Source organism: Gimibacter soli (assembly GCF_028463845.1).
In the GTDB taxonomy this organism is placed as follows: domain Bacteria; phylum Pseudomonadota; class Alphaproteobacteria; order Sphingomonadales; family Kordiimonadaceae; genus Gimibacter; species Gimibacter soli.
The window spans coordinates 1,025,341-1,045,074 of the sequence record NZ_CP116805.1 but is presented as its reverse complement, the minus strand read 5'-3'; the positions used below and the strand labels follow the sequence as shown (position 1 = coordinate 1,045,074).

Genomic DNA, 19,734 nt, shown 5'->3' with positions numbered 1-19,734 from the left:
TCAGCCATGCATCCGTCCGACAGCCCGCTCAAGAAACTGCGCCGATATTTCAAGCGGGCGCGACTCCGTCGTCAGGTCATCGCGACCGGCCTTTTCGACCGCGACTGGTATCTTGCCGAGAACGCCGATGTGCGGCGTTGCGGGCTCGACCCCGTTTTTCATTATGTCGTCTGGGGTGAAGCGCAGGGTATCCGACCGAACCGGTGGTTCGATCCGGTATGGTATGCCGACCGCTATATGAAAAACGGCAAGGCCGGTAAGGGCCGTGCCCTCAGGCACTATGCCCGGCACTGGCGCAGCAGCAGCAAAGACCCGTGCGCCGAGTTTTCGGCGAGCTGCTACCGCACGCTCAATGCAACCATGATCGGCAAGGATGAGGACCCGCTCGCCCACTATCTGGCCAAAGGCAGCACGGCGGGTGCCATCGTACTCGGCCAGGCCTTTTCCGGCAGCTATGGTGCCGCGAAGCTTGAAGACTATCTCGCCATCCGCACCTCCGGGCTTTTCGACAGTGACTGGTACACGCGCCGCAACGCTGACGCCACAACGGTCGATCCGGTTGCCCATTATGTTGAAAAGGGTGTGCCTGCCGGGCGTTGGCCCAACCGGTATTTCGACACCGCCTGGTATCTCCAGACCTACCGGTTGGAAATCGGCGGCCGCAATCCGTTTGCCCATTTCATCCGCGAAGGGGCCGCCAAAGGCAATGCGCCGAGCCGCCGGTTCAGCCCGTCCCTATACCTGAACCATCGTCCCGAAGCGGTGGAAAGCGGCCTTGCCCCCCTCAGCCACTTCATGCGCAATGGTGCTGTGGCCAACGCGGCGCTCTATTGTCCGGCCCTCACCGAGGGTGCATCAGATCAAGTCAGGCGCGATTACGAATTGCTGCTCGCTTCCGATCTTTTCGATGCGGAATGGTATCTTGAGCGGTATCCCGATGCTGTCTGGGCGAAGATTGATCCGCTCGTTCAATATCTCCTCCACGGCAGCAACGAAGGCCGGCGCCCGAACCCGCATTTCGACAGCCGCTGGTACAAGGCCCTGCATGCCAGCGAAATCGGCGACGAAAACCCGCTGGCGCACTATATCCGCGAAGGTGCCGCCAAGGGTTACCGCCCGAGCCGCATTTTCGACCCTGGCCTGTACCGCGCGAAGAATCCCGATATCGGCGCTGCCGAGCCGCTCGCGCACTATCTGACGATCGGCATCCACGAAGGACGCGCATTCCCCACAGCCGCCGATCACATGCAGGGAAGCGGAGCAACGGACCCGTCAGCCCAGCTGCCAGGGCTGGAGCCGATGCGCGACATGGTTCGCTATCCCGTACGGCCACTTGCCGAGCCTGAAGGTGCCTTCAACCCGATGGCGCTTGATATCCACTGGGTGGTGCCCGATTTCGCGATCGGCGGCGGCGGCCACATGACGATCTTCCGCATGACCCATCTGCTGGAGCTGATGGGGCACCGGGTGACCATTTGGGTCAACAATCCGTCCAAGCACAAAACCCCAGCCGAGGCCTACGAGACAATCGTCAAGCACTTCCAGCACTTTGCCGGCGAAGTGCGTTTTATTGACGGCAGCTTTGCCGAAGCCCGGGGCGACGCCCTGATTGCCACCGATTGCTGGTCGGTATGGCCGGTCATGTCGGCCACCCATTTCAAGCAGCGTTTCTATTTCGTGCAAGATTTCGAACCGGCCTTCCACCCGATGGGGGCACGCTATCTGGCGGCGGAAGAAACCTACCGGCAGGACCTGTATTGCATCTGCGCGAGCCCGTGGCTCGCTGGCCTGATGGGCGAACGCTATGGCCGCAAAGCCAGCCATTTCTGGCTGGCCGCCGACCGCAGCGTCTATTACCCGCCTGCCGCGCGGACGCAGAACAAGGTGCCCCGCATCGCCGTTTATGCCCGGCATTTCACGGCACGGCGCGCAGTAGAATTCGCGATGCTGGCGCTTGAAGAACTGGCGCGCCGCGGCATCGCGTTCGAGGTGGATTTCTTCGGTGCCGACCTGCAGCTTGACGCAGCGCCTTTCGTGTTCCGAGATCATGGCGTGACGACGCCCGAGGCGCTCGCCGACCTGTTCCGGACATCCGATATCGGCCTCGTCTTTTCGGCGACCAACTATTCACTGGTGCCGCAGGAGATGATGGCGTGCGGCCTGCCGCTTGTGGAACTGGATGTGGAAAGCACGCGGGCGATCTTCCCGGTCGAGACCGTCTCGTTCGCGGCCCCGCATCCGGCGAGCATCGCCGATGCACTGGAGCGCCTGATTGACGACCCGGCCGCGCGTACGCAGCAGGCTGCGGCGGCAATGCGCTGGGTCGAGCATTTCTCTTGGGAAAATGCCGCCCGCGAAGTGGAACAGGCCATCTGTGCGGGCCTTTGGGAGCGCACGAATGGTGTTGCCGTCCAGCCCCCGGCAACCATGATGCCGATGAAGGCATCGGTGGTGATCCCGACGCTCAACCCCGGCCCGGATTTCGAGAAGGTTCTGAAAGCCGTGCTTGAACAACAGGCGCCGTGGCGGTTCGAAATTCTGGTGATCGACAGCGGATCGAAGGACGACACGCTGAATATCGTGCGTAAATATCCGACCGTGAAATTGCACCAGATCAACAAGCAGGATTTCAATCACGGCGATACGCGCAACCTTGGCGCCGAGCTGACAAGCGGCGAATTCATCGCTTACCTCACCCATGATGCCCTGCCCGCCTCGACCCGCTGGCTATTCAATCTGGTGACCGCGCTTGAACATTATCCGGATGCCGCAGGCGTCTTCGGCAAGCATCTGGCGTGGCCTGATGCCACCCCCTTCACGAAGCGGGACATGAAAGCGCATTTCACGGGGTTCGACCGGCTGCCGCTCGCGCTCGACAAGGCGACGGATGCCAACCGTTATGCCGCAGAAGACCCATCGTGGCGGCAGAAGCTGCATTTCTACAGCGACAACAACAGCTGCTTCCGCCGTACGATCTGGGAGAAAATCCCCTATCCACGCACCAAGTTCGGCGAAGACCAGCTGTGGGCTGAAGCCATTATCAAGGCAGGCTATGCCAAGGTCTATGCGCCGCAAGCAGTGGTCTATCACAGCCACGATTTCAACGAAGCGGACACCGAAGAACGGCATTTCATTGAAAGCGCCTTCTTCAAGCATTTCTTCGGCTACGAACTGATGCGGTCGCCGGAGCAGCTGGAACAAGCCATTGCCGGATTCGACAAGGCGGATACCGCATGGGCCGCCGCGAACGACGTGCCGGAAGCAGCACTGGAGCATCAGCGTAAAATCACACGCGCGCGGCTTGAAGGGATGCTCCGGGGCACGCTCGCCGATACGAGCGAAATGTTCTAGGAAAGATCAGGCTTACCAGCTGGCGTACTGGCGGGCGAGGACGTCCGCTGCCTTTGCCTCGTCAAAAGGCTCGCCCAGAAACTCGAAAATCGGCGCAAAGGCGTGTGCTCCTTGCGAAAAGTCCTCGTAGCGGGCGTGATAGCAGATGTCGGGATGCGCAGCCATGTAGCGGCTGAACTGGCCATCGGCTTCTGCGATGGTCGCCCGCACCTTGTCTTCCGGCAGATCGGCCCACCATTTGGACTTGGCCACATCGTCCGCACTACGCGTATTGAAGATGAACTTGGCCGGCGCGAACACACGGGTCATGAAATCAAGAAAATGGTCGAACTCGTCGCCCTTGGCGTTGGTGAAACGGATTTCCTTGAACCCCAGAACCCGCTGCCCCGCCGGTGGCTTCAGGATCTGATGCACAAAAAGCTGCGCCAGCGCCTGCCCGTATTCCTCGGGCACTATCTCGTCGGCACCGTACCATGGGCGGCTTGGCTCCAACGGCTTCTGGCCCTGCCGGACCTTCGCATGGCGCGCCAGCTGGTAACTGCGATACAGCGGAAACAGGGTGTTCCAGTTTTCGCCCCTGATAAAATAACCGTCGATCGATTGCAGCATCGCCTGCAACAGGGTCGAACCCGTACGCCCGTACGAAACGATGAAGACAAAGCCCTTGGATGGCCAAAGGGGATCGTTGGGCGTGAGGTTTGCAGGCATCATTCGTTTCCGGGCGCTATCAGTCCTGCCCCTTCATAGACGCCACCACGCCTGATGACCACAGCAATTCACACGCTTTGGGTTTGCCCGTCATCGCCGGCAACTGTATGGTGTCGCCCTGTTATGAACTGAGGACTGCCCGAAGAATGCAACTGCCTGAACTGCCGGCCAAGAAGATCATCCTGTGCGCCACCCAGCGCTGCGGCTCCACCATGATCTGCGAAGACATGCGCAATGCTGGCGTCCTTGGGCAGCCCGAGGAATATTTCCTGCCCTGGAACCCGGCAAAAAGCGACGCCAACTGGCCGCAAAGCCTTGGCGGCATCATCAAGCGCGCGACGAGCGAGAACGGTGTCTTCGCCGTGAAGCTGATGGCAAATCAGATCGGCAAGGTCGACGCCTGCCTCGCCGGGCTTGAGGGCGCCCCCGTGCATACCGACGGGAAGGCGTTCCCGCATGTGCAGGCGATGTTCGGAGACGCAGTCTGGGTATGGCTGCGGCGTGACGATCTGGTGCGGCAGGCCATTTCCCGCGAGATGGCGACACAGACCGGCGTCAACCATGCCACCGCCAAGGCCGACGACAAGCATTTCGCCGGCAACCTGATGAAGGGCTACAAGGCCGATTATAACCAGCAGGCGCGGTTCAACGAACATGCCCTTGCTGCCAAGATCACCGCCATCGTTGAAGAAAACCTGCTGTGGCAGCGCTTCTTCCACGATTGGGGTATCGAGCCCCTGACCTTGCATTATGAAGAGAACTGCAAAGACTTCCCCGGCTATCTGCAGCGGCTGGCGGCCTTTGCCGGGATTGAGCTGGCAGGTGAGTTTGCTGAACGCAAGATGGTCCGCCTGTCGAACGCGCGGAACGATGAATGGTTCGAAGCCTATACGAACCGCATCATTGCCGACGCTTCGGGCAAGTGACGTTCAGCCTCATTCGCTGAGGGGCTGAAGCCCCCGATGGACTGAGGTGATCTTGCCCCCCGGTACGCCGCCCGCGATAAGCGCGTCGCGCACATCCTGATCATCTGTCCAGATACCCGCGATCGCATGCTCAAGCGCGCGAACAACCGCAAGGCTGCCGTCCCCGTCGGCCCCGACGACGGCCAGTTCGGGATCAAGATAGACATAACCCGGCACGCCTTGCGACCGGACAAGGCCAAAGAGCTCAAGGCTGCGGACGGAACCGGCGGCGATCACCGCATCTGCCTGCTGGAAGGGCACGGCAAGTGTGCGTACGATGCCACCCTCGTGAGGCAGGCGTTCCCCCATATAGAGGGCATATTCATCCGGCTCGTCGCTCCATTTCATCGGCAACACTTCGGTGAAAGGCCTGAAATGATCCAGCTTGCCAAGATGACGGATATCGAACGTGCCCGAGCCTTCAACCGCCAGCACCAGATCCGCCTTCGGTGACAAGGCCTCCACCAGCCGTCCCCAGCCGTTCCAATAGCGGCGGGTGATGACATCGCCGATATCCGCCACCACCACCACGCGCCGCCGGTCCTCGACCAGACAGGGATAGGGATGATGGCCAGCCGAGAAACTCGCCAGTTGCTGCAGTTCTTCCCTGACAGTCTGGGCGAACGGGCCTGAGAAACGACGGCCACGCGCATGCAATTGCTGCCTCTTCGGCAGAAGCGCCTTGAAAAGCCCCTCCAGATGCAAGTGGAGCCCATCCTGTGTCGGAAGCTCCACCTCAAGCCCTTCGGGTGTTGCGACGATGCCGCCAGCCGATGGGCCGGTCATCACGCCCGCCGCAACGGCTTGCCTAAAGGTATCCATTGCCCATACGGCAAAAACCGCGCGTTCCGGTGCTGCCCCACCGCGCATCAGGCTGAAGGACGCCGCATTGCCGAACCTGTAATAGCGTGGTGCATCGCTATGATCCCTGATCTGCCAGAAAAGCAGGCGGAGCATCCGGCTGGTTGTCCGCAGCGTTTCCCATACGGCTGCGTCCATCGCGATCAGATGTGTCGGCACAAAGGTCTCGTCCGGCTTTTCGAGCCAGGCGCGGCATTCATCCTGAAATGCTTCAAGACTGACCGTACGGCCCTTGGCCATCGGGTCGCTGGTCAGAATCACTTCGCCAGTGTCAACAAGCCATATGGCGAAGGCCGGCGCCTCCTCATGCTCCAGCTTTACCAGCATCCTGGGTGTGGTGAGCGACGCATGTTTGGATTGAAGTTTATCGAGCCAGACCGAGCTGTGGCGCTGCGCGTCGGCAATCATGCTTTCAGGCCGGCGGCGATAGAAGAAGCCGCAGTCCCGCGCCCTTACGCCCGTGTATCCGGCTTCCACAGCTGAAAGCCAGAAGTCCCAGTCTTCAAGGCCGTATTTCATGGCCTCGTCGAAAAAGACACCATCACGGAACAGGCTGGCCCGCACCATGGAACCCGCTTCACAAAGATTGCTGACGAGATGTTTGAGCCGGGAATATTCCGGCGCTGTTTCCCGGATATCGACGCCGCCATCCACACGGTTCATGCCGAAGAATGCAATATCCGGATAAGCCCAGCCAACCGCCGGATCATCCCCTAGAATGTCGCGGTAGCGCTGCAAAGCCCAGGGCGCGAGCCTGTTGTCGGCATCCAGCAGGAAGATCGCGTCCAGGTCGGGCAGCAAATCCATCAGGAACCGGATACCGGCGTTGCGCGCGCCGGGCAGCCGCGTATTGGGCTGGCGCAGATAGAACAGACGGCCCGGATAAAGTGCCATCAGCTCCTGCGTGACGCGGCGGGTATCTTCGTAGCGGCACTCGTCATCCACCACGACCACATAATGATCAAACCTGCAGGTCTGCTCGCACGCACTGGCGATCGTTTCTGCCAGAAACTGCGGGTGCCCGTAGGCAGGGATCACCACCCCGACGGGCAAGGTTTTTTCCGATCTGGTGAGGGCGGCTTCCTGCATGGGCGCTCAGGCCAGCTGTGTAGCGGGGAGAGATTCGATATCGAGGCTATGCCAGCGACACCAGCCATAGGCAACGCCGCCATCTGTCGGCAGGGCCATGCAGACGATATCGCCAACTGCACCGCGGCCCGCAGGTTGGCTAAGAATTAGCCGTCCATGGTCGCCGCCTTTCAGCACTTCCGCTGCCCAGATAACGTCAGGCACAACACCGCCTTCCGACGCAGCTGCCGCGATCCGGCCCATCAGCACCGTATCTCCGCCTGCACCGTGCGGCACATGGGCAAGCACGAAACGGTAGGCGGGTGCTGCTGTGCTGGCATTTGCGATGCGCGCTGTGATCTGCATCCATGCGGACGGACAAACGGCGGTAAAAGCAACGCAGGACGGCCGATCGGGCGCCGGGTGGAGTTGCAGGAAGCCGGCATCTTCATGAAAGCGCACAGCCATGATGCCGGATTTCGCATGCGCTGCCACCATGGCTTCCCGGCCACCGGGGATGACGACGCTGTCCATAACCTCGGCGAAGCGCACCGGTGTGATGCGGCGAACCGGCATCACCGCCGGCGAGGCAGGAGGCATTTCACTATCGCCGTCGAGCCGCCGGAAAATGCCGAGGCCAAGCGTGCGCCCGTCTGCGCCGAAGCGGTTGGCGTGCGCGGTCGCGAGGCGGAAATGGGGCACAGCTTTACCCGCCGTCTTGCCCGCAGGCTGCCACTCAACGTTCAGGATCAGGTCCCCGTAAACGACCGGCCCCGCTGTCGGCAGGTCAAGCGTGATGGAATCCGTGTCCACCGCCGCAAATTCAACCTCATGGCTGGCGAGGCACGCGTCATCCGCCGCGCGCAGGACCCGCACGACAAGTTGCCCCGCAGAAGGCTTTTCTTCTGGCGCAAAGACCGGCAGCACGATGCGGCCCGCTGCCCCGATGCCCACCGGCAATATCTGGCTGAAGGAAAGGCAATCAACGTCATGGCCGGGGCCAATGCTTTCGCCGTCGGCGGCAGCTTCAAAAACCGGGAAATGGCTATCGATGCCGGCGCCCGCCAGCATGCGCCGCGCCAGTTCCACCTGCAGCGCGCGGTCTTCGGATTGCTCGCGCAGGAAAACGATCTGTCGGGTCAGGTCTGCTGTCCGCTCCCCGGTATCCCGTACCGCGGCGGCCTGCGCCTTGACCAGGGCACGATACAGGCCAACCCATGCGAGGGGCCAGAGGCGCAGCGAATGGAAGACCGGGCGCAAGTGCGCACCGGCTTCTTCATATGCATCTTCGATCCTGCCAAGAACACGCCGGAAGCCGCGTCCGGCAACCACCAGCCGCAGGTTGGCGGGAACGCCGTAAAAGGCCATCGTGGCATCCGCCGGCTTCTCGTTCGCCAGGTAGAAGCGACCGTCAGACGTGCCAAGCACGACAGCCATCCCCGCCATGCGCACTAGGCGGCCATAGCGGGCAACCATCCCGTCATCAAACAGGATGGTCTGCTGATGGCCATACAGTACCGCTGCGGCAGCCGCCGTGAGCTTCAGCTCTGTCATACCCCCGTCGCCCCCCAAGCGACCATCAACCCTTGAATGTCCTGAAGGCAAACCGGGTGATCGGTTCAAACATATAGGCAAAGAAGGTCTTCGGCTCGGTCACGAAATAGACCTCGGCAAGGTTGCCGGGCAGGATATCCTGATCGGTCTGGCCGGGGTCCACCTGAACGTGGGCGATATAGTTGCCGGAAGGATTGGCCTCGGTAATCACCGCATCCGCCGAAAGATAGGTTACCTCGCCCGGGATCGTCTGGCTGGGGTTCAGCCGGTTCGACGGGAAGACGACATTCACCTTCTGCCGGTTATGAATCTGCTCGATATCCCGCACATTGACATAGGCCTCGATCGTCAGCTTGTCGTTATTCGGGAAGATTTCCATGATCGGCTGGCCGGGCTGGATAACGGCACCGAGCGTGCGGGCCGTGATCTTGAAGACGGTACCATCAACCGGCGACTTGATCCGGGCGCGTTCGACCGAATCCTGCAGGCGGGTGATTGCTTCGTCCAGCGTGTTGAGGTTGCGCTGCAGCTCGCTGATCTGGCGGCTCGCCTCTTCAACATATTGCAGCTGGACCTGCCGTTTCTGGCTCTCCAGACCATCGATATCCTTGAGGATCTGGTTGCGTTCCAGCTTCTTGATCGCGATATTCGCGTTCATTTCCGTCACCTTGCGCTCGGTGGCGTAAACCTGCGTCCGGCGGATCAGGCCCTTGTCCAGCAGCTCGCGGAAGTCATTCAGTTCCTTGTTGTAAAGAACGTTCTGGCTGTTCAGCGCGCCGATCAGTTCGTCCGTCGAGACAATATCCTTGCGCAGCGACTGGATTCTTGTGTCGATGATATCAAGGTCCGCCAGCATGGAATCGCGCTGTGCTTTGAACTCGCCCTGCTGGCTGGCGATCGCTTCCTGAACGCGCGGCTGCAAGGCGATCGTTGTCCCTTCGATCTTCGCGAAGTCAATCGTATCGGTCAGGTTCACCTCGGCGCGGCGGCGCGCCAGCTGTGCTTCCAGAATGACCCGCTGGACCAGATAGTTCGCAAGATCAGGCGCCGAGCGGGTGTCATCCAGCTGGGCCACAACCTGCCCTGCCTTGACGATATCGCCCTCGCGGACATCAAGGCTTTTCAGGATGCCGCCTTCAAGGTGCTGGACAACGCGGTTGCGGTCCACGGCGATAACGCGCCCCCCGGAGATGACAGCCCCGCCGATCTTGACCGTGGAACCCCAGATGCCGCCAATCACCACGAGCGCCAGGAATGTGATCTTGGCGACCGTCACCAGACCGCCATGGGTATCCTGCACGTTCGCCGCCCAATCGGTGAGGCCGTTGCGATCGAACTGATCCTCGATTGTCGCCGGCATCGGCACCATTTTCGCGACTGTATTGTTGCTTGTCGTCATCTCAGGCTTGTCCTTCCGCCTCGTTGGCGGCACTGACCGAAATGCGCTGTGCCTGTTTCACGCCGTTGCGTGCCAGCACTTCGTCTTTCGGGCCAAAATCCTTGATCTCGCCGCCCTGCATCATGATCACCTTGTCCACATGCTGGACAAGCGACGGACGCTGGGTCACCACGATCACGGTCATGCCGCGCCGCTTGGCGCTCTTGATCGCATGATGGAGGATGCGTTCGCCCATCTGGTCGAGCGCTGCGTTCGGCTCATCAAGTACCAGAACCGAAGGGTTGCCATAAAAGGCGCGGGCCAGCGCAATAAGCTGCGCCTGACCGCCCGACGGCCAGAAGACACCCCGCGCAATCGACGTGTCATACCCCATCGGAAACTGCATGATCATGTCATGAATACCCAGGCTTTGCGCCGTGGAAACCGCGAGGGTCGGATCATCATCAAGGCGCAGGCGCGCGATATTCTCGCGGATTGTCGCCTCGAAGAAATTGACCTGCTGCGGCATATAGCCAACGTGCAGGCCGCGCGCCACAGGATCCCAGACGCCAAGTTCCTGTCCATCGAGCGCAATGCGCCCGAGGGTAGGTTCCAGATAGCCGACGATCAGGCGGGCCAGCGTCGATTTGCCGGCACCAGACGGACCGATCATGGCGACGGTATCGCCACCGGCGATCTGCACCGAGGCGCTTTTAATGATCGGCGGCATGCCAGGGCGCGGGCTGTAGATCACACGGTCGAGGGTGATGCGACCCTTGGGGCGCGGCAGCGGCGTGCGGTTTTCAGGCAGACTCAGTTCTTCAAGACGCGCCTGCAGGCGCTTCCACGATTCGTGACCGCCTTTAAGCTGACGCCACTGGGCAATCAGGGCTTCTACGGGCGCGAGCGCTTTGCCGCCGATGATCGAGGTGGCGAAAATGATGCCGGCTGACGCTTCATTGCTGAGAACGAGCGCGGCACCGGACCCGATGATCAGGATCTGCAGGATCTGACGGCCGGCCTTGGTGGCCGACGCGAAGACCTGGTTGGTGACGACAGTATCAAGATAGCTGTTCAGGATCTTGCCATAACGCCCGCCCCAGCGCCGCACACTTTCGCGGTAGAGGCCCTGGGCACGGACGAGTTCCTGCGAATTCAGCTGGTCATCAAGGGCGCGGCTGGCTGCCTGCATCTCTTCCGTCAGCTGCTTGTTCAACGGCGTAGTCCGTATAAGTCCGAAGGCGGAGACCGCAATGAGTGCCGCCCCGCCCAACAGGACAACCACGCCCAGCACCGGGTGGATGAAGAAGATGAGGATCAGAAGGATCGGCATCATCGGCAGGTCAAAAAGCGACCCGAAACCGGAAGAAGCGATCGTTGAACGCACCGTCGAGAGATCATTGATCGTCTGGCGGTTGGTATCCATCTGGCGAGCCATTTCGCCCGCGAGAACGAGGCCTGCAAGCTGGCCTTCGAATTTCACAGCGGCCCGCGCCAGATAATATTGCCGCGCCGCATCGAAAATGGCGTAGCCGATGAGCACGACGATCACAATGAAGGCGAGCGCAATCAGCGTCTCCATACTGTGCGACGCGATGACCCGGCTATAGACCTGAAACAGGAACAGCGGCATGGCGAGCAGGCAAAGGCTCCCCACAAACGAATAGCCGGCAGCCAGCTTCAGGCCCTTTTTGAGGTCAACCTGTGCTGCCTGGAAGTCTTCTTGCAAACTCATGAATGGTCCAGTCCTTGCCGTTGGAGGCGGCGCACCAAAGCGCTTTCACAAGCCTTGCCCAACATAATGGCCAAACGCCCGGCCCGCGCATCTGGCGGGGCGGATCACACCGGTACCTATCACAGGGTTTTGCCGCTGTCGATGATCAAGACCGGTGTCAGGGAACTTCAAATAGTCCCCAAAAGCAGAAAGGGGACCCGTGGGTCCCCTTTCGAAAGTCGTATCGTGTTTCGCTTAGGCGAAGACGAAGTCTGCCGTGGTGAGCGAACCAAGCGTCGTTGCATCGAGCACGAGGATGTCGCCGCCACCGAAGTTGAGGATAACGTCGCCGCCGGATTCCGTCGCGATTTCGAGGATTTCCGACAGGTTGGCAATCCCGAAGGCCGAAACGTCGATCACGTCGTTGCCGGCATCATCGAAGTCGAGGATCACGTCAGCGCCCATGCCAGCTTGGAAGATGAACAGGTCGTCATCTGCGCCGCCAACCAGGGTGTCGTCGCCAGCCGTGCCGAGGATGGTGTCATCGCCTGCACCGCCGTTGACGCTGTCGTCGCCCGAACCAGCACCGAGATAGTCTTCGTCGTCGCCACCACGGAGGGTGTCGTCGCCTGCACCACCCCAGAGGGTGTCGTCGCCAGCACCACCGAAGATGGTGTCGTCGCCGCTATCTGCACCAGCGCCGCCGTATACAACGTCGTCACCTGCACCTGCGTCAACCGAGTCATCACCGGTGCCAGCACCGATTTCGTCGTTGCCTGCGCCAGAACTGATGGTGTCGTTATCAGCACCGCCCCAAACAACGTCAGCGCCGGTGCCGGTGGTGATGTCGTCATCACCTGCAGCGCCGTAAACAAGGTTCGCGCCGTTGCCAGCATCGATCTCATCATTGCCAGCGCCGCCGCCGATGGTGTCATCGCCGGTGCCTGCATTGATGGTGTCGTCGCCGGTGTCGCCTTTGCCAGCCCAGACCACGTTGTCGCCGTTGCCAGCTTCAACCGAGTCATCGCCGTCGCCAGCGTTGATCGTGTCATCGCCTGCGCCAGCAAGGATAACGTCGTCGCCACCACGACCGTTCATGAGAACGTCGTCGTCGTATGCAACAGCGGTAAGGGTGTCGTCAGCGTCGGTGCCGAACAGGTCGGTGTCGCCTTCACCAGCAACGAAGTTATCAGCATCAGCCGTGTTGGTGATGGTGATGGTCGCGGTGTAGGTGGTAGCCGGGGTGCCGCCGTCCGAGAAGGTAACCGTGAAGGTTTCTTCGGTGTCTTCGAGCTCGTTACGAGCCGAATCCGGCATGTCGACATCAACTTCGCCGTTTGCGGCGTCGAAGGTCAGCACGATACCGCTGGCGAGGGTGATTTCGTCGCCGTCAGCAACAGCTTCACCGTTGATCGCGGCAACAGCGAATGCGCCCGGAGCCGAGATGGTGGTGCCGTTCCAATGGAAGACTTCGCCAACCGAGAAGTCGGTGTCGTCAACGCCATCGGTGATGTCGATGTTGATGTCGTAGGTGAAGTCCAGATCGGTATCAGCGATTTCGATGGTCGCACCAGAAGCCTGCACGAACTCAACGCCATCCAGCAGGATGTCGCCAGCCGTCAGCGTGCCGGAAGCGTCAGCGTCAACGACGACCTGGCCGCCGATAACTACGAGGTCGCCAGCACCGAGGGTGTCCGACAGAACATAGGTGTCGTCGCCGTCGCCACCGAGAATGGTGTCGTCAGCATCGTTAGCAATGCTACCGAAGATGGTGTCGTCGCCAGCACCGGCGTCGATCGAGTCAGCACCAGCGCCGCCGGTGATTTCGTCGTTGCCGTCGCCGCCGTGCAGGGTGTCTGCACCAGCGCCACCAAGAATGGTGTCTTTGCCCGCGTCGCCGGTTACGGTGTCGTTACCGTCGCCGCCGAGAAGGCTGTCGTCGCCCGGGCCGCCAGCAATGTTATCGTTGCCAGCACCGCCACGCGCGATGTCATCTGCGTCCGTACCGTTGAAGACGTCATCGCCCAACGTACCGTTCCAAGTTGCCATAGCTTTCCTCCTGAAAAAGCATCTCGTTTTTTCAAACCGAGGCCGAATGCTTACACAAAGCGGTTCGCTTTCATGCCCCCTACAGCCACCTCTAGCGAGAGGGAGCCGTTGATGTCAACTGCATAATTCCTAGTCGAGAACCATTTGTCATGAATGGTGCCCGGCATATGCCGCCTGAATCGACACGAAGATGACCATCGTTGACGGCAATTTTCAATATGCGTTGATCACGACACGCACATTTTATTGCGCTGCCCCCTGAAACTGTGACCCATTTGCAACAGATTGAATCAATTGCGCATATTTCGGCAGTAGTTGGCGGGTGTCATAGCGTTCAAGGATGGTCTGGCGAGCCGCTTCGCGAAGCGGCGCGAAGTCCTTTTGCCGGTTCAGAACTTCCTCAATTGCTGCAGCCTGCGCTGCAGGATCGCGGAAGGGCACAAGAAGCCCGTTCTGACCGTGCGTGATAACCTCCTGCACCGGGGCGGTTTCAGAGCCGACGATCAGCGCGCCGGTGCTCATGGCTTCCAGCATCGACCAGGAAAGCACGAAGGGCGCGGTCAGATAGACATGCGCTTTCGATATCTGCATCAGCGTGCGGAAGATGCCCAGGGGCTGCAGCCCGAGGAAATGGATGCGGGAAAGATCAAGCTCGAAAGTCTCGAGCGCCCATTGCTTGAACGTCTTGCCGTCCTTCCGCTTGGCGCCGTATGCCACCCGGTCGTCACCCAGCAGCACGACCTGCAGGTTGGGCCGGCGCTTCTGCAGCATCGACACCATTTCCATGAACTGCGGGAAGCCGCGATATTCTTCCATCCCGCGCGCAACATAGGTGATCACCTCGTCGTCGGCGGTGAGGCGCAGTTTGCCCACCTGCAGCACGGCCTTGGCGTCCGGCGCGAAATAGTCGGTATCCACCCCGTCATGCAGTTGCGTGATTCGAGAGTGGAAGACAGTCGGCAGTTGTGAAAGCTGGAAAGCCGTGGGGCACTGGCCCCAGTCCATGGACGCAAGCTCGGTCAGGAGCGGCGTGTTTTTCATGCGCAGGCGCAGCTCGTCATTGGCGTCGATGCCTTCGTTGCCGCGCATATATTCAAAGTCTGACCCATGGGCGTGGTAGAACCATTCGAAATAGCTGAGCTGTTTGGCATCCGGGAAGGCGTCCTTGGCAAACATGCCGCTGCCCCAACCGGCGTGCGACAGGATGATGTCCGGCTGCCAGCCTTCCTTGCGGTGGTTCAACATGGCGGAATAGGCGGCCTGCCCCATCAGGACCGCCTGCTCGGTCGTAAGGACCGCCGGGTGGATGCCCTTGGTGGCGGCCCGGTGCGGCTCGAACCGCGACTGGCGCAGCTTGATATCCTGCTTGTTGGCCTTCAGCGTCACCGTGCGCATGTCAACCGACTTGTCATCCTGAAAATATCGTTCAATCCGCCGATACTGGCCGGGGAAATTGTTATGAATGAACAGGATGCGCATCTGTATGGAGCCCTTCCTTCTCTGCCATGAGCCGATCTTCTGCTGGCTCGTAGCCTACATTCCGGCGACACGCAACGCCTTGCGTTCATCCCGGCTGCCTGATAGGCCATGCAGCAAGCAGGCATCGGGCCTGAACGGCAGGAGACCCCATGACAACCATCCTTGTGACCGGCGGCGCAGGTTTCATCGGCTCCCACACGCTTCTTGCCCTGAAGGCTGCGGGCTACGCGCCTGTCGTGATTGACGACCTTTCAAACGGCCATGCCGACGCGGTGGGCGACGCGCGCCTCATCAAGGGCGATATCCGCGACCGCGCCCTGCTGGACCGGGTGTTTGGCGACCATGATATCGCCGCCGTCATCCATTTCGCGGCATCGATCGAGGCGGGCATCAGCGTCCGCGAGCCGCTTGCCTTTTACGACAACAACGTCAGCGGCAGCCTCGCGCTCCTATCCGCCATGAAGGATCACGGCGTGGGCAGGCTTGTCTTTTCCTCCACCGCTGCCGTGTACGGGCAGGCCGGTAACGCGCCGCTCAGGGAAGACCTGCCAAAGGCGCCGGTCAACCCTTACGGCCAGACCAAATGGGCGGTCGAATGCATGATCCGCGATGCCGCCACCGCCCACGGGCTGAAGGCGATTGCCCTGCGTTATTTCAATGCAGCAGGCGCCGACCCGGAGGGTCGCGCGGGCGAAAGGCATGAGCCCGAGACCCACCTGATCCCGCTGGTCTTGGAAGTCGCATCTGGCAAGCGCGATGCCATTCGTGTGTTCGGCACCGACTATGCCACCCCTGACGGCACCTGTGTGCGCGACTATGTGCATGTGGCCGACCTTGCCACCGCCCATGTGCGCGCCCTGCAGCGACTGGAAGCGGGTGGCGAACGCCCGGCGGTCGAGGCCTTCAACCTTGGCAGCGGCAGCGGCTTTTCGGTGCGGCAGGTGATCGAAGCCGCCCGCCGCGTGACCGGCCATCCGGTCCCGGTGATCGAGGAAGCCCGCCGCGCCGGTGACCCGCCGGTGCTGGTTGCCGACCCTGCCCTCGCCCACACCCTGCTTGGCTGGACACCCGACTGGCCCGCGCTTGACGATATGATCGCCCACGCCTGGCGCTTCCTGCAGGCGCAGGCGAAAGCAGCCTGAGACGGGGCAGACATCCTTGCATATCCTTGTCACCTCGCCCATTCCCTCGCACCCGCAGAACCACGGCAACCGCGCCCGGGTGTTCCGCCTGCTGAGGGCCCTGAAGGAACTGGGCCACACGATCCATTTCGTGCATGCGACCCTCGAGGGCCTCACGGCGGCACAGGAAAATGCGATGCGCGAGGCGTGGGACCATGTCCATATCATCGAAGCCAAGGGCAAGCGCCGCCCGCCGCGCTGGCGCCACCACGGGCTTGATGAATGGTATGTGGACGAGCTGTGCGCCGTCACCGCCCGCATCATGGACCGCTGGCAGATCGGCGCCTGCCTAGCCAATTATGTATGGTTTTCGAAATGGCTAACCGGTGTGCCCGCCGGCATCCCAACCTTCATCGACACCCACGACCTGTTCGGTGGCCGCCACAAACGCCTGCGCGACGGCGGCATGGAGGCGAGCTGGTATTCAACGAGCCCGGCGCTTGAAGGCAAAGGCCTTAACCGCGCCGGTACGGTGCTCGCCATCCAGGATGTGGAGGCAGCCGAGCTTGCCCGTCGCACCAAGGCGCGCGTTGAAATCCTCGGCCATATCGAAAGCCCCCGCTTCCTGCCGCTTGAGGCCCCCGCCAACCCGAAACGGCTGAAGATCGGCTTCATGGCGAGCGACAATTTCGTGAACCAGCATACGCTCGCTGAGTTGAACCGCGTTTTGGCCGTCCACCCGGCACTCACCGCCGCCCACGACTTCTGTCTCGCCGGCGCCATCGGGCAAACAGCACCGGGGGAAGCCAGCGGCTTCCGGCGGCTCGGCTTCATCGCCGACCCCGCCGACTTTTATCGGGAGATGGACCTGATCCTTAACCCCAATATCGGCGGCACGGGGCTGAAGATCAAATCGGTCGAGGCGCTCGCCTTCGGCAAACCGCTCCTCGCCACCGAAGATGCCATGACCGGCCTTGGCCCCGTCCATCCCGGCCACCGGCTGGCCGATATGCAAGCCTACGGCGCTGCCCTCGCTCGCCTGGTGGATAAACTGGATGACATCATCGAACTCGGCCTCGCCGGGCGGCAGCTGTTTGAGACTTACGAAGGCCGCCAGTGGGAAACCCTGATCCGCCTGTTCGGCGACGCACGGGGGAAAGCCGCATGACCAGCGCCCTTGTCCTCATCGGCAGCTTCGACAGCTCGGGCAGTGAGGCCGCCTCACGCAACATAGCCCTTGGCGAAACCCTTGCCCGTCATGCCGATGTCTGGTGCGTGGGGGACGATCTGGATCTCCTGCCCGACAGCCCTGAAGGCGGGCCAACCTATATGCACTGGCGGCACTATCTGGCTGACGAAACGCTCAGCCGCCTGTCCCGCCTGCATCTGGCCGACCGGGACACAGCCGGGGGCATTCTCTTTCAGGCGCTGCGCGCCCGGCCCGGCGCGCTAATGATTTTCACCGACACGCTTTTCGAAGCCTTTGTCGATGATTTCAAACGCCGGGGTGAGTGGCCCCACGGCTTCGCCAACTTGCTGGTGGCGACCTATGACGAGGAAGGCGATGTGCTCGCCGAAGCGCTCGTCAATCGGCGCCGCTTCACCGATGGCCTCGCAGCGGCCATGCCGGCGCTGAAGCCTGCCGCTGACCTTGCAGATGGCGTGTTCACTGCCAGCCCCCATATCGCCAGCCTGCTGGCAGCAGAGGGCGTTTCCACAACAGTGCTGAAGGCGCCACCGCTGGCGCCGCAAAAAAGGCGCGCGCCAAACGCCGTCCGTGAGATCGTGATCGCCTGCACCGAAACATCATCAGCCCTTCAAGCCGCCGTCGATGCCATTCGCCGTCTCGGATGGGCTGTACGCCTCACATCTGCGCCACATGCACCCGGGCTGGCAGGCGCAACTATTGCTGTCCATCTGCACGCCGATCCGGCCCCTGCATGGTCGCCCTTTGTCCGCACGGCAGCGGAGGCTGGCGTCCCCTTGGTGCATGCTTCACCCCATATGCCATCGGATGTGGGGGTCAGAATTGATCATGCGGATGCCCACCACCAGCTCGTTGCGGCCATCGGCGCGCTCGCCAGCGATGCCTCACTTGCCGAGGCACGCGCCACCACCCTGCATGCGTGGCTGAGCGGCCTGACAAATACGGACGATGTGACCCGACTTCTATCTGCCCTCAAAACGCCAGCTTCAACGCAAGCCGAAGCGCCGGTCGCGGTGAAGGCAACCGGTGCCGTCACGCTTTCCCAAGTACCGCCCAAAGGTCGCACAATGCTGATCGGTGCCGCCCCCGGCCCGGCCGTGATGGCCAATATCTGGCCAGACGCGGATGCCATCACCTCGCCCCGTTTCGCTGCGGCGGCGCTTGCGAAACGGCTGGGGGAAACGACGGGGCTTCCCGTCCCCGGGTTGCTCGCACGGCTCGGCTTCGAGGCACCGGTCATAGGAACGGACGCCGACCTGCAGCATCAGAGAAACGGGCTTCGCGCGATTGATACCGTTTCCTGTGCCGCTGCGCCGTGGCAAGGCGGCGCAGTGCTGTTACTGCAGCCCAGTGTGGCAACCGGTGATGCCTCGTGGCGCGCTTGCGCGGAAGGCGGCACGCTCTGGATGCTCGATCACCGGGGCCTTGCCATCCGGTGTCTGCTGCTTGCCGGTGGCGACCGGCCCGTTTACTTTGAGAACAGGGGCGAGACCAGCGTACGGATCGCCAGCATGGACCGTACATTTGATCTTCCGCCAGGCACACAAGACACCGTGGCAGTAGACACATGCGGCCTGGCTGAGTTCAGACTGCGGCTGATACATTCAGCCGAAGGTCAGGTCTCGCCACAGGCACAGATGACCCGATGGCTGGCCAATACCGGGCTATGGATGACACGATGACCGAAGACAAAGACAATAGCATGAAAATGCCCTACTCCGCCCTCAGCACACCAACGCTGAAGCCGCGATTCCCGAAGGCGGCCCTGGCCTATGTCGACGCTACACTCGGCATTCTTGCCCGGCATCATGATCGCGCGCAGGCCGTTGCACCGTTTACGGTCACGAATGAAGCAGCCCTGCCCGGCGTTGCCGATATTCTGGCCGAGGCCGACACTTTTTTCGGAGCCGGCTGGTCGGTGCTGGAGTCCGACGGACGGGGTAACCGGCACCGCTGGATGGACCGCATGGCGAGCCTCATGCTGCGACTGGATCTCTCTGCTGGCGCCCGGTTGCGCATCACCGGTACCGGTCTGGTGCGCGGGCGGTGCCTGAAGGAAGCCAGTGTATGGCTTGATGGCAATCCCGTGAAGGGAGCCTTTCGCCGGAAGGGGCTGAAAGGGTGGACCTATGACGGTGCAATTGCCCCGACCCGAATGCCTCCCGGTGCCGCGTGCCACCTTCTGACTATTCAAACGGACCGATCCGGCCTGAAGGGTGATGATACCGAAGCCGGTCGCAGCCTTGCTGTCAGCCGGGTTGAGGTCATCGCAGCCTGAA

At 61.6% G+C, this 19,734-nt stretch carries 13 protein-coding genes; 6 read left to right on the top strand and 7 right to left on the bottom strand.

Features of this window, described 5'->3' with window-relative positions; genetic code table 11:
- Positions 1-6 precede the first annotated feature (6 nt).
- The gene (locus tag PH603_RS05065; protein WP_289504896.1) at positions 7-3,351 is read left to right on the top strand and encodes a rhamnosyltransferase WsaF family glycosyltransferase; all 3,345 of its coding nucleotides are present in this window, start codon (positions 7-9) and stop codon (positions 3,349-3,351) included.
- A gap of 12 nt (positions 3,352-3,363) precedes the next feature.
- Here the strand turns inward: PH603_RS05065 and PH603_RS05060 are convergent, their stop codons facing one another.
- Positions 3,364-4,062, bottom strand: a complete 699-nt coding sequence (locus PH603_RS05060; RefSeq protein ID WP_289504895.1) for a sulfotransferase — start codon at positions 4,060-4,062, stop codon at positions 3,364-3,366.
- Positions 4,063-4,205: 143 nt separating this feature from the next.
- On the opposite strand from PH603_RS05060, the gene PH603_RS05055 reads away from it, so the two are divergent.
- On the top strand, positions 4,206-4,985 hold the full coding sequence (locus PH603_RS05055) for a Stf0 family sulfotransferase (RefSeq protein WP_289504894.1): 780 nt from the start codon (positions 4,206-4,208) through the stop codon (positions 4,983-4,985).
- A 9-nt stretch (positions 4,986-4,994) separates the two neighbouring features.
- Here the strand turns inward: PH603_RS05055 and PH603_RS05050 are convergent, their stop codons facing one another.
- From PH603_RS05050 to PH603_RS05025, 6 genes are all read right to left on the bottom strand, one after another.
- Positions 4,995-6,974, bottom strand: coding sequence for a glycosyltransferase family A protein (locus PH603_RS05050; RefSeq protein WP_289504893.1), 1,980 nt, complete (start codon positions 6,972-6,974; stop codon positions 4,995-4,997).
- 6 nt (positions 6,975-6,980) lie between these two features.
- The gene (locus tag PH603_RS05045) at positions 6,981-8,507 is read right to left on the bottom strand and encodes a DUF6212 domain-containing protein (RefSeq protein WP_289504892.1); all 1,527 of its coding nucleotides are present in this window, start codon (positions 8,505-8,507) and stop codon (positions 6,981-6,983) included.
- Positions 8,508-8,532: 25 nt separating this feature from the next.
- Positions 8,533-9,906 carry an HlyD family type I secretion periplasmic adaptor subunit gene (locus PH603_RS05040; RefSeq protein ID WP_289504891.1) on the bottom strand — a complete coding sequence of 458 codons (1,374 nt, stop codon included), beginning with the start codon at positions 9,904-9,906 and terminating at the stop codon, positions 8,533-8,535.
- A gap of 1 nt (position 9,907) precedes the next feature.
- Entirely contained in the window at positions 9,908-11,620 is a 1,713-nt protein-coding gene (locus PH603_RS05035) for a type I secretion system permease/ATPase (RefSeq protein WP_289504889.1), read from the bottom strand.
- Positions 11,621-11,854: 234 nt separating this feature from the next.
- Positions 11,855-13,648 carry a calcium-binding protein gene (locus tag PH603_RS05030; protein ID WP_289504887.1) on the bottom strand — a complete coding sequence of 598 codons (1,794 nt, stop codon included), beginning with the start codon at positions 13,646-13,648 and terminating at the stop codon, positions 11,855-11,857.
- Between the two features lie 243 nt (positions 13,649-13,891).
- Positions 13,892-15,127, bottom strand: coding sequence for a glycosyltransferase (locus tag PH603_RS05025; RefSeq protein WP_289504886.1), 1,236 nt, complete (start codon positions 15,125-15,127; stop codon positions 13,892-13,894).
- A 149-nt stretch (positions 15,128-15,276) separates the two neighbouring features.
- Here PH603_RS05025 and galE point away from each other — a divergent pair, with 149 nt between their 5' ends.
- The 4 genes from galE to PH603_RS05005 are packed head-to-tail and all read left to right on the top strand — an operon-like array spanning position 15,277 to position 19,733.
- A complete protein-coding gene (gene galE / locus PH603_RS05020; RefSeq protein ID WP_289504885.1) occupies positions 15,277-16,269 on the top strand; it encodes a UDP-glucose 4-epimerase GalE in 993 nt (330 codons plus the stop codon).
- A gap of 16 nt (positions 16,270-16,285) precedes the next feature.
- On the top strand, positions 16,286-17,416 hold the full coding sequence (locus PH603_RS05015) for a glycosyltransferase (protein ID WP_289504883.1): 1,131 nt from the start codon (positions 16,286-16,288) through the stop codon (positions 17,414-17,416).
- Positions 17,413-19,137, top strand: coding sequence for a hypothetical protein (locus tag PH603_RS05010; protein ID WP_289504882.1), 1,725 nt, complete (start codon positions 17,413-17,415; stop codon positions 19,135-19,137). The genes PH603_RS05015 and PH603_RS05010 overlap by 4 nt, the downstream gene beginning before the upstream one ends.
- Complete coding sequence (locus tag PH603_RS05005; RefSeq protein ID WP_289504881.1) at positions 19,134-19,733, top strand: hypothetical protein; 600 nt, start codon at positions 19,134-19,136, stop codon at positions 19,731-19,733. Before PH603_RS05010 ends, PH603_RS05005 begins: the two co-directional genes overlap by 4 nt.
- The last annotated feature ends 1 nt before the right edge of the window (position 19,734 follow it).

Bases quoted from the DNA above. Each gene is read 5' to 3' on its own strand.
- galE (WP_289504885.1), top strand. From the start codon at position 15,277: ATGACAACCATCCTTGTGACCGGCGGCGCAGGTTTCATCGGCTCCCAC.
- PH603_RS05035 (WP_289504889.1), bottom strand. From the start codon at position 11,620: ATGAGTTTGCAAGAAGACTTCCAGGCAGCACAGGTTGACCTCAAAAAG.
- PH603_RS05050 (WP_289504893.1), bottom strand. From the start codon at position 6,974: ATGCAGGAAGCCGCCCTCACCAGATCGGAAAAAACCTTGCCCGTCGGG.
- PH603_RS05040 (WP_289504891.1), bottom strand. From the start codon at position 9,906: ATGACGACAAGCAACAATACAGTCGCGAAAATGGTGCCGATGCCGGCG.
- PH603_RS05025 (WP_289504886.1), bottom strand. From the start codon at position 15,127: ATGCGCATCCTGTTCATTCATAACAATTTCCCCGGCCAGTATCGGCGG.
- PH603_RS05045 (WP_289504892.1), bottom strand. From the start codon at position 8,507: ATGACAGAGCTGAAGCTCACGGCGGCTGCCGCAGCGGTACTGTATGGC.
- PH603_RS05055 (WP_289504894.1), top strand. From the start codon at position 4,206: ATGCAACTGCCTGAACTGCCGGCCAAGAAGATCATCCTGTGCGCCACC.
- PH603_RS05010 (WP_289504882.1), top strand. From the start codon at position 17,413: ATGACCAGCGCCCTTGTCCTCATCGGCAGCTTCGACAGCTCGGGCAGT.
- PH603_RS05030 (WP_289504887.1), bottom strand. From the start codon at position 13,648: ATGGCAACTTGGAACGGTACGTTGGGCGATGACGTCTTCAACGGTACG.
- PH603_RS05065 (WP_289504896.1), top strand. From the start codon at position 7: ATGCATCCGTCCGACAGCCCGCTCAAGAAACTGCGCCGATATTTCAAG.
- PH603_RS05005 (WP_289504881.1), top strand. From the start codon at position 19,134: ATGACCGAAGACAAAGACAATAGCATGAAAATGCCCTACTCCGCCCTC.
- PH603_RS05060 (WP_289504895.1), bottom strand. From the start codon at position 4,062: ATGATGCCTGCAAACCTCACGCCCAACGATCCCCTTTGGCCATCCAAG.